Here is a 12,269-nt window from a genome sequence, read left to right as displayed (position 1 = left end):
GTCTGTCTGGTTTTCGGGCTTTGAAGACGAACTGGTTCGAAACGGGATTGCCATCGCGGTGCTGTTTATCGCGACGCTGATCGTCGGCGCCATTGTGAACTACGTGGTAGGGCAACTGGTTGAGAAAACCGGTCTGTCAGGTACCGACCGGGTTCTGGGGGTCTGTTTCGGGGCTCTGCGCGGCGTGTTGATTGTGGCTGCTATTCTGTTCTTTCTCGACACCTTTACCGGCCTGTCGAAAGGTGAGGACTGGAGTAAGTCACGGCTGATCCCGGAGTTCAGTTTCATCATCAGATGGTTCTTTGACTATCTGCAAAGCTCGTCAAGTTTCTTGCCCAGAGCATAAGCGTTGGGTTGTAGCTTAACGAGGAAAAAGACGTATGTGCGGTATTGTCGGTATCGCCGGTGTTATGCCGGTTAACCAGTCGATTTATGACGCCTTAACAGTGCTTCAGCATCGTGGTCAGGATGCCGCTGGCATTATCACCATCGATGCAAATAACTGCTTCCGTTTGCGTAAGGCAAACGGTCTGGTGAGTGATGTTTTTGAAGCTCGCCACATGCAGCGTATGCAGGGCAACATGGGCATCGGTCATGTGCGTTATCCAACGGCTGGCAGCTCCAGCGCCTCTGAAGCTCAACCTTTCTACGTCAACTCCCCGTATGGCATCACGCTTGCCCACAATGGCAACCTGACCAATGCCCACGAACTGCGTAAAAAGCTGTTTGAAGAGAAGCGCCGTCACATCAATACCACCTCAGATTCTGAGATCCTGCTCAATATCTTCGCCAGTGAACTGGATAACTTCCGTCACTACCCGTTGGAAGCAGACAACATTTTTGCCGCGATTGCCGCGACCAACCGACAGATCCGCGGCGCGTATGCCTGTGTGGCGATGATTATTGGTCACGGTATGGTTGCCTTCCGTGACCCGAACGGTATCCGTCCGCTGGTGTTGGGTAAACGTGATGTCGGCGACGGTCGCACCGAATATATGGTGGCGTCTGAAAGCGTCGCGCTGGATACCCTGGGCTTTGAATTCCTGCGTGACGTTGCGTCGGGCGAAGCGGTTTATATCACGGAGAAAGGGCAGCTATTCACCCGTCAGTGTGCCGAAAACCCGGTCAGCAATCCGTGCCTGTTCGAGTATGTTTACTTCGCGCGTCCGGATTCCTTCATCGACAAGATTTCCGTTTACAGCGCCCGTGTGAACATGGGTACCAAGCTTGGCGAAAAAATTGCTCGTGAGTGGGAAGATCTGGATATCGACGTGGTCATCCCGATTCCAGAAACCTCCTGCGATATCGCGCTGGAAATTGCGCGTATTCTCGGCAAGCCGTACCGTCAGGGGTTTGTGAAAAACCGCTACGTTGGCCGTACCTTTATCATGCCGGGACAGCAGCTGCGCCGTAAGTCCGTACGCCGTAAACTGAACGCCAACCGCGCGGAGTTCCGTGATAAAAATGTCCTGCTGGTGGATGACTCCATTGTGCGCGGCACCACCTCAGAGCAGATTATTGAAATGGCACGTGAAGCCGGGGCGAAAAAGGTCTATCTGGCCTCTGCGGCACCGGAGATTCGCTTCCCGAACGTGTACGGCATCGATATGCCTACTGCAAACGAACTGATTGCGCATGGTCGTGAAGTGGATGAGATTCGCCAGATCATCGGCGCAGACGGTCTTATCTTCCAGGATCTGGACGATCTGATCGACGCGGTCCGTACCGAGAATCCGGATATCCAGCAGTTTGAATGTTCCGTGTTTAACGGCGTATACGTTACGAAGGATGTGGATCAGCAGTATCTCGATTTTCTCGATTCCCTGCGTAATGACGATGCCAAAGCAGTTCAGTTGCAGAACGAAGTTGAAAACCTCGAGATGCACAACGAAGGGTAATCCCTGACCTGCCAGGGGGCGAATCCCGCCCCCTGACTTGCAACTCCCCATAAAATCCTGCAAAGTCAGCCCAGAAGTCAGACAGGGCGATAAATCATGAAGCGACTCATTATTGGTATTTCGGGTGCCAGCGGCGCCATTTACGGCGTGCGGCTGCTCCAGGTGTTGCGCGATGTACCGGATGTTGAAACGCATCTGATCATGAGCCAGGCCGCCCGCCAGACGCTTTCTCTCGAGACTGACTTATCGCTGCGTGATGTTCAGGCGCTCGCGAGCGTGACGCACGATGCGCGCGATATTGCCGCCAGCATCTCCTCCGGCTCTTTTCAGACCGCCGGAATGGTTATTCTGCCGTGCTCAATTAAAACGCTTTCTGGCATTGTCCATAGCTATACCGATGGCCTGTTGACCCGCGCGGCAGACGTGGTGTTAAAAGAGCGCCGCCCACTGGTGCTGTGCGTTCGGGAAACGCCGCTCCATCTGGGGCATTTGCGCTTAATGACCCAGGCGGCGGAAATTGGTGCGATCATTATGCCACCGGTTCCGGCGTTTTATCATCGTCCTCAGACGCTGGATGATGTGATAAATCAGACAGTTAATCGCGTCCTCGATCAGTTTGATATCGCCCTTCCGCAGGACCTTTTTACCCGTTGGCAGGGAGCATAATATTGCCCCGTCGGCGGGCCTTTTTGCATCAATTGCCCTGAAACAGGGCAATTTTGTAACCGCGATCATATCCTCAACATTTAATTCGCTAAATCCATCTGAAACGCTGCGGTTCATCCGTCAGACCTGCTATCTTCAACATCAGGACAATATTGCAACGTTTTATTAACATATTTAACGTCGAATATCCCGAGCGGCGCGAAAATGGCATAAGACCTGCATGAAAAAGCCTGCAAACGCACAACACAACGTAAAACATAATAAAGTCATTCCACTTGAGGGTTATGTATGAAGAAGTCAATTCTCGCTCTGTCATTGCTGATTGGTCTATCTGCTACTGCATCCAGCTATGCAGCGCTGCCGCAAACGGTGCGCATTGGCACGGATACCACCTACGCTCCGTTCTCTTCAAAAGATGCCAAAGGCGACTTCATCGGCTTTGATATCGATTTGGGCAATGAGATGTGTAAGCGTATGCAGGTCAAATGTACCTGGGTCGCCAGTGATTTCGATGCACTGATCCCGTCGCTCAAAGCGAAGAAAATTGATGCCATTATCTCTTCGCTCTCCATAACCGATAAGCGCCAGCAGGAAATTGCCTTCTCCGACAAACTGTACGCGGCGGATTCGCGTCTGATCGCGGCGAAAGGCTCCCCGATTCAGCCAACGCTTGACGCGCTTAAAGGTAAGCACGTTGGCGTGTTACAAGGCTCCACTCAGGAAGCCTATGCCAATGACACCTGGCGTAGCAAAGGCGTGGATGTGGTGGCCTACGCAAACCAGGATTTGATTTACTCTGACCTGACGGCGGGCCGTCTTGATGCGGCATTGCAGGACGAAGTTGCCGCCAGTGAAGGTTTCCTCAAACAGCCTGCGGGCAAAGACTTTGCTTTTGCCGGCCCTTCCGTGAAGGATAAAAAGTACTTCGGCGACGGTACAGGCGTCGGTTTACGTAAAGACGATACGGAACTGAAAGCTGCCTTTGATAAGGCGCTGGCCGATCTGCGTCAGGATGGCACTTACGACAAGATGGCGAAAAAGTATTTTGACTTTAACGTCTACGGTGACTGATACCTGAATACGGGGACCTGACTGCACCGTTTGGGTTAGCCATAGCGGTGCGTGACGGGTTGAATGCACCATTATGGTGCAATTATTGCGGGTGAACAGAGCGGAAGTGCATATTTAAGCGCTTTTCATGCAAAATAAACCGGGGGCAGGGCAGAATGTTTTGCCTTGTCGACCCGATTAATGGCACGATAACTGCACCTGGTCCTGTAAACATCCCCTATAAAAGACAGTCTGTTGAGGATAGTTATGAAAAAACTGGTGTTATCTCTTTCTCTGGTCCTGGCTTTCTCCAGTGCTACCGCAGCCTTTGCCGCCATTCCGCAAAAAGTTCGTATTGGTACCGATCCAACCTACGCCCCGTTTGAGTCGAAGAATGCGCAGGGTGAATTGGTGGGTTTTGATATCGATCTGGCGAAAGAGCTGTGCAAACGTATTAATACGCAATGTACCTTCGTTGAGAACCCGCTGGATGCGCTGATACCGTCGTTAAAAGCGAAGAAAATCGACGCGATCATGTCCTCGCTTTCGATCACTGAAAAGCGTCAGCAGGAAATCGCCTTCACTGACAAACTTTATGCAGCTGACTCGCGTCTGGTCGTGGCCAAGTCATCAGACATTCAGCCGACCGTTGAGTCGCTGAAAGGCAAACGCGTCGGTGTGCTGCAGGGCACCACTCAGGAGACGTTTGGTAACGAACACTGGGCGCCAAAAGGCATTGAGATTGTGTCGTATCAGGGGCAGGACAATATTTACTCTGACCTGACTGCGGGGCGTATTGATGCTGCATTCCAGGACGAAGTTGCCGCAAGCGAAGGCTTCCTGAAACAACCCGTTGGCAAAGATTACAAATTCGGCGGCCCGTCTGTGAAAGACGAGAAACTGTTTGGTGTAGGGACCGGCATGGGTCTGCGCAAAGAGGATAACGAACTGCGTGAAGCCCTGAACAAAGCGTTTGCAGAAATGCGCGCTGACGGAACTTACGAGAAGCTGGCGAAGAAATACTTTGATTTTGATGTTTATGGCGGCTAATCCCCGCAGGTGCAGATAAAGCCCAGGACGTGATGATGAACCGGTTTTATGCCTGATGGCACTGCGCTTATCCGACCTACAGGTGATTGCTGTAGGCCGGGAAAGGCTACGCCGCCATTCGGCATAACAGGTACACCATCACGTCAAAAGAGGCTTCTAACTCGCCACTCACGACAGGACAGGCAGCATGTTGTACGGGTTTTCAGGTGTTATTTTACAGGGCGCAATTGTCACGCTGGAACTGGCTCTCAGTTCCGTGGTGCTGGCCGTTCTGATCGGCCTCGTCGGTGCGGGGGCTAAACTCTCGCAAAACCGGGTGACGGGGCTTATTTTCGAAGCTTATACCACCCTCATTCGCGGGGTGCCGGATCTGGTGCTGATGCTGCTGATTTTTTATGGCCTGCAGATAGCACTCAACACGTTAACCGATGCGATAGGCATCAGTCAGATTGATATCGACCCGATGGTCGCTGGTATTATTACGCTTGGCTTTATCTATGGCGCGTATTTTACAGAAACCTTTCGTGGCGCTTTTATGGCGGTACCAATAGGACATATTGAAGCTGCTACCGCTTTCGGTTTTACCTCTTCACAAATTTTCCGCCGTATTATGTTTCCGGCAATGATGCGCTACGCGCTGCCGGGGATTGGGAATAACTGGCAGGTGATCCTCAAAGCGACGGCGCTGGTTTCGCTGCTCGGTCTGGAAGATGTGGTCAAAGCCACGCAACTGGCCGGAAAAAGCACCTGGGAGCCATTCTATTTCGCCATCGTCTGCGGGCTTATCTATCTGGTATTTACTACGGTTTCCAATGGTGTGCTGCTGTTCCTTGAGCGCCGTTACTCCGTCGGTGTGAAGAGGGCTGACCTGTGATTGAGATAATTCAGGAGTACTGGAAATCCCTGTTGTGGACGGATGGCTACCGGTTTACGGGGGTGGCGATTACGCTGTGGCTGCTGATTTCCTCCGTGGTGATGGGCGGCATTCTGGCCGTTTTTCTGGCCATTGGTCGTGTTTCCAGCAACAAATTCATCCAGTTTCCCATCTGGCTGTTTACCTATATTTTTCGCGGGACGCCATTGTACGTTCAGCTACTGGTGTTCTATTCAGGGATGTACACGCTGGAGATAGTCAAAGGCACCGATTTTCTGAACGCTTTCTTCCGCAGCGGTCTGAACTGTACCGTTCTGGCGCTGACGCTGAACACGTGCGCCTATACCACAGAGATTTTTGCCGGGGCCATTCGCTCTGTTCCGCACGGTGAAATTGAAGCCGCGCGCGCGTATGGCTTCTCCTCATTCAAAATGTATCGTTGCATTATTTTGCCTTCGGCGTTGCGTATCGCGTTACCCGCGTACAGCAACGAGGTCATTTTAATGCTGCACTCCACGGCGCTGGCGTTCACGGCAACGGTTCCGGATCTGCTGAAAATCGCCCGTGATATTAACTCGGCGACCTACCAGCCCTTTACCGCTTTCGGTATTGCCGCCGTGCTGTACTTAATCATATCGTATGTCCTGATAAGCCTGTTCCGCCGTGCGGAAAGGCGCTGGTTGCAGCATGTTTCCTCTAAATAATTCGGGTAACACGATGTCTGAGAATAAATTAAACGTTATCGATTTGCACAAACGCTACGGCGAACACGAAGTGCTGAAAGGGGTTTCACTGCAGGCCAACGCCGGAGATGTGATCAGTATTATTGGCTCATCCGGCTCCGGGAAAAGTACTTTTTTGCGCTGCATAAACTTCCTCGAAAAACCGAGCGAAGGGTCGATTGTGGTCAACGGCCAGAACATCAACCTGGTGCGTGACAAAGACGGTCAGCTTAAGGTGGCGGATAAAAATCAGCTTCGTTTACTGCGTACCCGACTGACGATGGTGTTTCAGCACTTTAACCTGTGGAGCCACATGACGGTGCTGGAAAACGTCATGGAAGCACCAATTCAGGTGTTGGGTCTGAGCAAACAGGAAGCCCGTGAACGGGCGACCAAATACCTGGCGAAAGTCGGCATTGATGAGCGTGCACAGGGGAAATACCCGGTGCATCTTTCCGGTGGTCAGCAGCAGCGAGTGTCGATTGCGCGCGCCCTGGCGATGGAGCCGGAAGTGTTGCTCTTTGATGAACCAACCTCGGCGCTGGATCCTGAACTGGTCGGCGAGGTGCTGCGTATCATGCAGCAACTGGCCGAAGAGGGGAAAACGATGGTGGTGGTGACGCACGAAATGGGCTTTGCCCGCCATGTCTCCAGCCACGTGATTTTCTTGCATCAGGGGAAAATCGAAGAAGAAGGCAATCCAGAGCAACTCTTCGGTAACCCCCAAAGTCCACGCCTGCAACAGTTCCTGAAAGGATCGCTGAAGTAACGGGTTCAGGCGTATCGTTAAGGTAAGCCGGGAAAGGCAACAGCCTCCCGGCTTTTTTTGCGAGTGACTTTCCGTAAGGCCTGAAAATATTGCAGACCAGCGCATTTACCCTGGATTCATCACCGCAAAGCGCAATGTCTGTTGGTGTCGCAGACGATCAAAGCGCGTAACGTCATGTCATCGACTCACAGGGATGATGGTATGGCCATGACAACAGCTAAGGTTACAGCGCATGATGCGGTGTTTAAAACGTTCATGTGCCACCCGGACACTGCCAGAGATTTCCTGGAATTCCATCTGCCTGCTTCATTGCGGCAACTTTGCGATCTGGACTCGCTGAAACTCGAGTCAGGTAGCTTTATTGAAGAGAATCTCCGTGCGTATTATTCCGATGTTCTTTGGTCGTTAAAGACGGCGGAAGGAGAGGGCTTTATCTATGTGGTGATTGAACATCAAAGTTCACCCGATGCTCATATGGCATTCCGACTGATGCGCTATGCCATGGGGGCAATGCAACGTCATCTCGATGCCGGACATAAAAAACTGCCATTGGTGATCCCGATGTTATTTTATCACGGCGTGGTGACGCCCTATCCCTTTTCCTTGTGTTGGCTGGATGAATTTGCCGATCCCTCTACGGCAAGACAACTCTATACCGCCGCCTTTCCTCTGGTTGATATTACGGTTGTGGCGGATGATGACATTATGCAGCATCGACGGATAGCGCTCCTGGAGTTAATGCAAAAGCATATCCGCAAGCGTGATTTAATGGGCTTGATGGAGCAATTAGTTGCCCTGTTGATTAAGGGTTACGCTAATGACAGCCAGTTGAAAACGCTGTTTAATTATATGATGCAAACCGGTGACGCCGCGCATTTTAGTGAGTTTCTTGCCGAGGTTGCCCAGCGTTCACCCCACCACAAGGAGAGACTAATGACTATCGCCGACAGATTGCGTCAGCAGGGGTTAGATCAGGGGATTCAACAGGGCAAACGCGATGAAGCCCAGCGGATTGCACGTATGATGCTGGCAGATGGGATTGATGCCCACACCGTCGCCAGGATAACCGGTCTTCCCGTTGACGAGCTTACCGCTACGCGCGCCTGAGACTTTCTTGCGTCGATGAACGGTTAACCTCACGCCATCTCCAGACGGTATCCCCAGTCGTCATAGTGGATGCCGTTGATCTCAAACGCTTTCTCCAGCACCTGCGTACGCACAAATCCCAGTTTTTCCAGCAGGCGGACTGAACCCCGGTTCTCGGCAAGCACCCAGGCGTTGATGGCTTTCACGCCAGCTTCGCGGAAGGCATAGTCGCAGACGGCACGAACGGCCTCACTGGCGATACCGCGTCCCTGGACGGCGGGAATAACGCAATAACCGATGTCAGCTTCCTGCGGAAAATGATGGCTGATTTGTAAGCCAATGTCGCCCAGCGGTGTGGCATCGTGATGCTGGCGGATCACGAAGGTGTGTTTTGAGGTAAGACGACGCGCAAACAGCAAACGCGTTTCGCGTTCCGGGCAGAGGTTGCCCATAAAACGCATGATGTCCGGATTTTCACGAAGCGCGAGGAAAAAGGGCCAGTCTGTGGGTTGAAACGGGGAAAGCGTCAGTCGTTCGGTTGTGAGTCGTGCCATAAAATCGCCATTCCGGGAGCCAGTGAGACTACCTTACCACCGGAACGGCGAGAGTGAACAGGGAAGACGTTAGCGAACGACATCCGCCAGCGCTTCTTCAAGGTCATACCAACGGAAGGGAAATCCGGCGGCTTCCAGTCGTTTGGGCAGGGCGCGTTGCCCACCCAGCACCAGTACCGATGATTCGCCCATCAGCAGGCGCATCACGGTGGCTGGTACGCGAAGAATGGCTGGCCGCTGCAGGGCATGTCCCAGCGCATGAGCAAACTGCTCATTGCGTACCGGATAGGGCGAGACCATGTTGAACGGCCCACGCAGGTCGTTATCCAGCAGCCAGAGAATCGCATTGACCATATCATCAATGTGGATCCAGGCCAGATACTGGCGGCCGTTGCCAATGGGGCCACCGAGGCCCAGACGAAACGGTGGAACCATTTTGCCGAGGATACCGCCCTTTGGTGCCAGCACCACGCCGGTACGCAGCAGGCAAACACGCGTTTTGTCGCTTTGCGCTTCGCAGGCAATTTGCTCCCAGCGTGCGCAAAGTTTATGGGTGAATTCGTTATGCGGCGGTTCTTCCTCAGTGACGACCACTTCGCCCAGATCGCCATAATAACCTGTGGCAGAACCTGAAATCAGGACTGACGGCGGGGATTCACTGGCATTAATGAGGTCCGCCAGTTTCTGGGTGATGCGCCAGCGGCTCTGACACAAGCGATCTTTTTGCTCCGTCGTCCAGCGCTTGTCAGCAATGGGCTCACCGGCCAGGTTAATCACCGCGTCAAAACCGTCGAGATTTTGCTTATCTTCCAGCGTGTCCCACAGTGTCACCCGGTCATTGAGCTTTTCCCGGGCGGTATCGCGGTGGCGGGTCAGTACGGTCACCTGATGACCCAGTTCCTGCAGGCGCGGGACCAGGTGTCCTCCAATAAGGCCAGTCCCTCCAGTTACCAGTATCTTCATGCAGCCTCCCGTGATGGCGGTTAGCGCTGCCAGCTCAACGTCATGGAGACGGAATCGGCATAACGCAACGCGTGTAGTTTGTCGACTTCCACTTCAGCATAAGTGACCCAGTGGTGTTCGCGTGCGATATCGAGCACATCCTGGGTTAATTTTTCTAACAATGAGAAGCGATTGTTCTCAATGTGCAGGATGATATTTTTGGTGATCGTGCGGTAATTCAACGCATCATTGATATCTTCGCTGACGCGAGCCTTGTCCGCCGGATAGTGAATCGCAACGTTGATGACAATATCCTGTCGGTTATTGATCTCTTCCTCTTTGATGCCAATGAAAGTGCGTAAGCGAAGGTTTTTTATACGAATTATAGCGTCATGATGTGACATTGCAGGTCTCCTCCATGTATGAACTCTCGCATGATACACGAGAACCCGGTCGCGTTATCCTTTTGCTCACGCAGGATCCTGGTGCGCCAGCATCATTGAGCGTTCTGTGGCGGGCCGACTGCGAATGCGCTCAAACCAATTCTTCACGGCGGGAAACATGTCCAGGTCGACGCGCTGACGCTGCCAGGCGTTCACCCACGGCCAGCAGGCGATATCGGCAATGCTGTAATGCTCGCCGCCCAGCCACGGCGACATCTCCAGCCGTTTATTGAGAACGTTATACAGCCGTTGTGTTTCAACCTGATAGCGCTCAATAGCGTAGGGGATGGACTGTGGAGCAAAATGGTTGAAATGGTGGTTTTGACCAAGCATTGGGCCCAGCCCGCCCACCTGCCAGAACAGCCATTGCAGCGTGCTATGGCGCTCGCGTAATTCACCGCTAAGCAACAGGCCGCTCTTTTCCGCCAGATAGAGCAAAATGGCACCGGACTCAAACAGGCTCAGCGATGTGCCGCCATCGAGCGGGTTATGATCGACGATGGCGGGAATTTTATTGTTGGGTGAAATGGCGAGGAAATCGGGGCGAAACTGATTACCCTTACTGATATCCACTTTAATTAATCGGTAGTCCAGCGCGGCTTCCTCAAGGAAGAGGGTAATCTTGTGCCCATTGGGTGTCGGGGCGTAATAGAGGTCGATCATTTCTGCTCCACAACGTGTTTATCGGATAAGCCAACCACAAGTATAGAAAGCCTGTCGTGCTGTGTGAGTTTTCATCAGGTGACAGCGAGCGAAAGACCCTCTATGTTGGGAGAAAAGCCTAATAACGACGAGGATGCTATGAGTAAACCCACTATCACGCTTTGGTCAGACGCGAATTATTTTTCTCCTTATGTACTCTCTGCGTATGTCGCGTTACAGGAAAAGGGGCTGCCGTTTAGCCTGAAAACCATTGACCTGGGCAGCGGCGAACATCTACAACCCGGCTGGCAGGGGTATGCACTGACGCGTCGGGTACCGTTGCTGGACATTGATGGTTTTGAGTTGAGCGAGTCCTCCGCGATTGCTGAATACCTGGAAGACCGCTTTTCGCCGCCCACCTGGGAGCGAATCTATCCTCACGACCTGCAAAAACGCGCGCGTGCGCGACAGATACAGGCATGGCTGCGCAGTGATTTACTGCCCATTCGAGAAGAACGTCCGACGGATGTCGTTTTCGGTGGGATAAAAAAAGGACCGCTGAGCGAGGCGGGGAAAATCAGCGCAGACAAACTGTTCTCCATAGCGGGGAATCTGCTGGCACACGACATGCCAAATCTTTTCGGTGAATGGTGTCTGGCCGATACTGATTTAGCCCTGATGCTCAACCGTCTGGTTCTCAACGGCGACGACGTCCCGGAGCGACTGGCGGAATATGCAGCATTTCAGTGGCAACGCGCCTCTGTCCAGCGTTATATTGCGCTTTCCGCGAAGCGTTCAGGCTGATAAAACGTTTGTAATCCAGTATCATAATGCGGTTTTTGATGACACGGAGCATGTGATGAAACTGATGTTTGCATCCGACATTCATGGGTCCTTGCCTGCTACAGAACGCGTGCTGACCCTGTTTTCACAGAGCGGCGCGCAGTGGCTGGTGATACTGGGCGATATCCTTAACCACGGGCCGCGAAATGCGTTACCCGAAGGCTACGCACCCGCTCAGGTCGCTGAGCGGCTCAATGAACAGGCGTCGCAGATTGTCGCGGTGCGGGGAAATTGTGATAGTGAAGTGGATCAAATGCTGCTGCAGATTCCAATAACCGCGCCCTGGCAGCAGGTGCTACTGGAAAATCAGCGACTGTTTCTGACTCACGGTCATCTCTTTGGGCCGGATAATCTGCCGGCACTGCGGGCCGGTGATGTCCTGGTATACGGGCATACGCATCTGCCGGTGGCAGAAAAAAGAGGCGATATTTATCACTTCAACCCGGGTTCAGTAAGCATTCCGAAAGGTGGCTACCAGGCAAGTTATGGTCTGCTGGACGATAATGTTTTGAGCGTTATCGCACTCAATGATCAAAGTATCATTGCGCAGGTGGCGATTAATTCGTAATTTACCCCCACATATGTAAATGCGCCGTAAGAGCGCCAGAAAAAGAAGGTTTCCTGATGGTGGAACAGCGTCGTTTGGCAAGTACGGAATGGGTGGATATTGCGAATGAAGACAACGAAGTCATTGCTCAATCCAGCCGGGAACAGATGCGAGCGCAGGGCC

15 protein-coding genes and 1 pseudogene are annotated in these 12,269 nt (G+C 52.7%); 12 read left to right on the top strand and 4 right to left on the bottom strand.

Annotated features, from left to right (window positions below):
- The 9 genes from AB7E14_RS12405 to AB7E14_RS12365 all read left to right on the top strand — a co-directional run.
- On the top strand, positions 1 to 346 hold a 346-nt coding region (locus AB7E14_RS12405; protein ID WP_428169560.1), incomplete at its 5' end, for a CvpA family protein.
- A gap of 34 nt (positions 347 to 380) precedes the next feature.
- Positions 381 to 1,898: an amidophosphoribosyltransferase gene (gene purF, locus AB7E14_RS12400; protein ID WP_042999999.1), complete on the top strand. Its 1,518-nt coding sequence runs from the start codon at positions 381 to 383 to the stop codon at positions 1,896 to 1,898.
- Between the two features lie 96 nt (positions 1,899 to 1,994).
- Positions 1,995 to 2,564, top strand: coding sequence for a UbiX family flavin prenyltransferase (locus tag AB7E14_RS12395; RefSeq protein ID WP_043000000.1), 570 nt, complete (start codon positions 1,995 to 1,997; stop codon positions 2,562 to 2,564).
- A gap of 288 nt (positions 2,565 to 2,852) precedes the next feature.
- The gene (gene argT, locus AB7E14_RS12390; RefSeq protein ID WP_043000001.1) at positions 2,853 to 3,635 is read left to right on the top strand and encodes a lysine/arginine/ornithine ABC transporter substrate-binding protein ArgT; all 783 of its coding nucleotides are present in this window, start codon (positions 2,853 to 2,855) and stop codon (positions 3,633 to 3,635) included.
- Between the two features lie 246 nt (positions 3,636 to 3,881).
- Complete coding sequence (gene hisJ, locus AB7E14_RS12385) at positions 3,882 to 4,664, top strand: histidine ABC transporter substrate-binding protein HisJ (RefSeq protein WP_044258497.1); 783 nt, start codon at positions 3,882 to 3,884, stop codon at positions 4,662 to 4,664.
- 187 nt (positions 4,665 to 4,851) lie between these two features.
- Positions 4,852 to 5,538, top strand: coding sequence for a histidine ABC transporter permease HisQ (locus AB7E14_RS12380; protein WP_043000003.1), 687 nt, complete (start codon positions 4,852 to 4,854; stop codon positions 5,536 to 5,538).
- Positions 5,535 to 6,242: a histidine ABC transporter permease HisM gene (gene hisM, locus AB7E14_RS12375; RefSeq protein ID WP_043000004.1), complete on the top strand. Its 708-nt coding sequence runs from the start codon at positions 5,535 to 5,537 to the stop codon at positions 6,240 to 6,242. Before AB7E14_RS12380 ends, hisM begins: the two co-directional genes overlap by 4 nt.
- 13 nt (positions 6,243 to 6,255) lie before the next feature.
- Positions 6,256 to 7,029, top strand: a complete 774-nt coding sequence (hisP, locus tag AB7E14_RS12370; RefSeq protein WP_043001873.1) for a histidine ABC transporter ATP-binding protein HisP — start codon at positions 6,256 to 6,258, stop codon at positions 7,027 to 7,029.
- A 207-nt stretch (positions 7,030 to 7,236) separates the two neighbouring features.
- Entirely contained in the window at positions 7,237 to 8,136 is a 900-nt protein-coding gene (locus AB7E14_RS12365; RefSeq protein ID WP_394804281.1) for an Rpn family recombination-promoting nuclease/putative transposase, read from the top strand.
- 29 nt (positions 8,137 to 8,165) lie between these two features.
- Here the strand turns inward: AB7E14_RS12365 and AB7E14_RS12360 are convergent, their stop codons facing one another.
- The 4 genes from AB7E14_RS12360 to yfcG all read right to left on the bottom strand — a co-directional run bounded on the left by AB7E14_RS12360 (position 8,166) and on the right by yfcG (position 10,717).
- The gene (locus AB7E14_RS12360; RefSeq protein WP_043000005.1) at positions 8,166 to 8,669 is read right to left on the bottom strand and encodes a GNAT family N-acetyltransferase; all 504 of its coding nucleotides are present in this window, start codon (positions 8,667 to 8,669) and stop codon (positions 8,166 to 8,168) included.
- Between the two features lie 69 nt (positions 8,670 to 8,738).
- A complete protein-coding gene (locus AB7E14_RS12355; protein WP_044326796.1) occupies positions 8,739 to 9,632 on the bottom strand; it encodes a TIGR01777 family oxidoreductase in 894 nt (297 codons plus the stop codon).
- A 20-nt stretch (positions 9,633 to 9,652) separates the two neighbouring features.
- Positions 9,653 to 10,015: a dihydroneopterin triphosphate 2'-epimerase gene (folX, locus tag AB7E14_RS12350; protein WP_044326795.1), complete on the bottom strand. Its 363-nt coding sequence runs from the start codon at positions 10,013 to 10,015 to the stop codon at positions 9,653 to 9,655.
- A 66-nt stretch (positions 10,016 to 10,081) separates the two neighbouring features.
- Entirely contained in the window at positions 10,082 to 10,717 is a 636-nt protein-coding gene (gene yfcG / locus AB7E14_RS12345) for a GSH-dependent disulfide bond oxidoreductase (protein WP_316962470.1), read from the bottom strand.
- Positions 10,718 to 10,855: 138 nt separating this feature from the next.
- Between yfcG and yfcF the strand changes: the two genes are divergently transcribed.
- The 3 genes and pseudogenes from yfcF to AB7E14_RS12330 form a co-directional block, all read left to right on the top strand.
- Positions 10,856 to 11,500, top strand: coding sequence for a glutathione transferase (yfcF, locus tag AB7E14_RS12340; protein WP_043000009.1), 645 nt, complete (start codon positions 10,856 to 10,858; stop codon positions 11,498 to 11,500).
- A 55-nt stretch (positions 11,501 to 11,555) separates the two neighbouring features.
- The gene (gene yfcE, locus AB7E14_RS12335) at positions 11,556 to 12,107 is read left to right on the top strand and encodes a phosphodiesterase (RefSeq protein ID WP_043000010.1); all 552 of its coding nucleotides are present in this window, start codon (positions 11,556 to 11,558) and stop codon (positions 12,105 to 12,107) included.
- Positions 12,108 to 12,163: 56 nt separating this feature from the next.
- A pseudogene (locus AB7E14_RS12330) lies at positions 12,164 to 12,269 on the top strand (NUDIX hydrolase YfcD); the annotation flags it as partial.

The organism is Citrobacter sp. (genome assembly GCF_050252275.1).
In the GTDB taxonomy this organism is placed as follows: Bacteria; Pseudomonadota; Gammaproteobacteria; order Enterobacterales; family Enterobacteriaceae; genus Citrobacter_A; species Citrobacter_A amalonaticus.
The sequence above is the reverse complement of the archived record's forward strand: the minus strand, read 5'-3'. Positions and strand labels throughout refer to the sequence as shown.

Coding starts and splice junctions, on each gene's coding strand:
- folX (WP_044326795.1), bottom strand. CDS start 10,015: ATGTCACATCATGACGCTATAATTCGTATAAAAAACCTTCGCTTACGC.
- AB7E14_RS12380 (WP_043000003.1), top strand. CDS start 4,852: ATGTTGTACGGGTTTTCAGGTGTTATTTTACAGGGCGCAATTGTCACG.
- hisP (WP_043001873.1), top strand. CDS start 6,256: ATGTCTGAGAATAAATTAAACGTTATCGATTTGCACAAACGCTACGGC.
- yfcG (WP_316962470.1), bottom strand. CDS start 10,717: ATGATCGACCTCTATTACGCCCCGACACCCAATGGGCACAAGATTACC.
- argT (WP_043000001.1), top strand. CDS start 2,853: ATGAAGAAGTCAATTCTCGCTCTGTCATTGCTGATTGGTCTATCTGCT.
- AB7E14_RS12365 (WP_394804281.1), top strand. CDS start 7,237: ATGACAACAGCTAAGGTTACAGCGCATGATGCGGTGTTTAAAACGTTC.
- AB7E14_RS12355 (WP_044326796.1), bottom strand. CDS start 9,632: ATGAAGATACTGGTAACTGGAGGGACTGGCCTTATTGGAGGACACCTG.
- yfcE (WP_043000010.1), top strand. CDS start 11,556: ATGAAACTGATGTTTGCATCCGACATTCATGGGTCCTTGCCTGCTACA.
- purF (WP_042999999.1), top strand. CDS start 381: ATGTGCGGTATTGTCGGTATCGCCGGTGTTATGCCGGTTAACCAGTCG.
- yfcF (WP_043000009.1), top strand. CDS start 10,856: ATGAGTAAACCCACTATCACGCTTTGGTCAGACGCGAATTATTTTTCT.
- AB7E14_RS12395 (WP_043000000.1), top strand. CDS start 1,995: ATGAAGCGACTCATTATTGGTATTTCGGGTGCCAGCGGCGCCATTTAC.
- hisJ (WP_044258497.1), top strand. CDS start 3,882: ATGAAAAAACTGGTGTTATCTCTTTCTCTGGTCCTGGCTTTCTCCAGT.
- AB7E14_RS12360 (WP_043000005.1), bottom strand. CDS start 8,669: ATGGCACGACTCACAACCGAACGACTGACGCTTTCCCCGTTTCAACCC.